Origin of the sequence: Bradyrhizobium iriomotense (assembly GCF_018129405.1) — a bacterium.
Lineage (GTDB): Bacteria > Pseudomonadota > Alphaproteobacteria > Rhizobiales > Xanthobacteraceae > Bradyrhizobium > Bradyrhizobium iriomotense_B.
Genome location: NZ_JAFCLP010000052.1, coordinates 1 through 1568, shown reverse-complemented (window position 1 = coordinate 1568; position 1568 = coordinate 1). Strand labels below are relative to the sequence as shown.

1 protein-coding gene is annotated in these 1568 nt (G+C 63.3%); it reads left to right on the top strand.

Annotated elements, in window-relative coordinates; genetic code table 11:
• Positions 1-80 precede the first annotated feature (80 nt).
• A complete protein-coding gene (locus tag JQ592_RS38150) occupies positions 81-1145 on the top strand; it encodes an IS110 family transposase (protein WP_211407850.1) in 1065 nt (354 codons plus the stop codon).
• Positions 1146-1568: the final 423 nt, after the last annotated feature.

Below are 1568 nucleotides of genomic sequence, written 5' to 3'. Positions count from 1 at the left end.
GCTAATGGGATGGTCCGGCCGTGCTCCTGCCCCGCCAGCAAGCGAAGCTGGCAAGGGGCGCCAAAGACAAGGAGCACGCCATGTCACAGACACCCAATACCGCGATCGCCGTGATCGGCATCGATATCGGCAAGAACTCGTTCCACGTCGTGGGCCACGATGCGCGCGGCGCCATCCTGCTGAGGCAAAAGTGGTCGCGTGGCCAAGTGGAAGAGCGGCTCGCAAATATACCGCCTTGCCTGATCGGCATGGAAGCCTGCGTCGGGGCACATCACCTGAGCCGCAAACTCGCATCGCTTGGTCACGATGCCAGGTTGATGCCGGCCAAATATGTCCGCCCCTATAGCAAGGGGCAGAAGAACGACTTCAATGATGCCGAAGCGATTGCCGAAGCCGTGCAGCGCCCGACGATGAAGTTCGTCGCGACCAAGACCGCGGAGCAACTGGATCTGCAGGCGCTGCACCGGGTGCGCGAGCGGCTGGTGTCGCAACGCACCGGCATCATCAACCAGATTCGCGCCTTCATGCTGGAACGCGGGATCGCCGTGCGCCAGGGTATCGGCTTCTTGCGCACCGAACTGCCCACCATCCTTGCGACCCGCACCGATGCCCTGTCGCCACGCATGTTGCGTGTCATCGAGGAGTTGGCAGGCGACTGGCGCCGGCTGGATCAGCGCATCGATGGCCTATCCGGCGAGATCGAAGCACTGGCCCGTCAAGATCAGGCATGCTCGCGCCTGATGACGGTGCCTGGCATCGGGCCGATCATTTCGAGCGCCATGGTGGCCGCGATCGGCACTGGAGACGTATTCTCCAAAGGCCGCGACTTCGGCGCTTGGCTCGGACTGGTGCCCAAGCAGATCTCGACGGGAGACCGCACGATCCTCGGCAAAATCTCGAGGCGCGGCAATCGCTACCTGCGCGTTCTGTTCGTGCAGGCGGCGTGGGTTGTGCTGGTCAGGATAAAGAACTGGGAACGTTACGGGCTCAAGTCCTGGATCGAAGCCGCCAAAAGGCGGTTGCACCACAACGTGCTCGCGATCGCGCTCGCCAACAAGCTTGCCCGCATCGCCTGGGCGGTGCTGGCCAAAGGACGCACCTTCGAGCTGACGAGGACCGACGATGCAGGCGTCCGACCCGCTTGACCCTCGCGCCGGGCTCGGCGCGGTCAAGGCGCAGCCTGGCAACGCCGGAGCCAGCCGCAAGCCAAGCGCGACGGCTGGCCTTGACCGCCCCTGCGCACGACGCGATCGACGTTCTGCGGGCCGGGACGAAGGAACGGCCCTTGGCTCGAACAAAGGAACTGAGCGATATGAGGAGCAAACGATGACGTAGCCCCACATTCCAGCCGAGGTCTGCGAGAGGATGAGACGAGATGGAGGTTCGGTCTTCCCGGCGCATGCGAACACTGGTGACCCAAATGGCCCAATCGAGGCCTGTCCGCTAACGAGAACGCACGCGCGCTGATATCCATGGTGGCCCGGAGCAAATGCTCCAATCAAAGGCCGGATACATTGATGCAAGACCGCTTACCGCCAGCTCGGCAAAACCACTTGCAACGCACGGCC

Coding starts and splice junctions, on each gene's coding strand:
- JQ592_RS38150 (WP_211407850.1), top strand. CDS start 81: ATGTCACAGACACCCAATACCGCGATCGCCGTGATCGGCATCGATATC.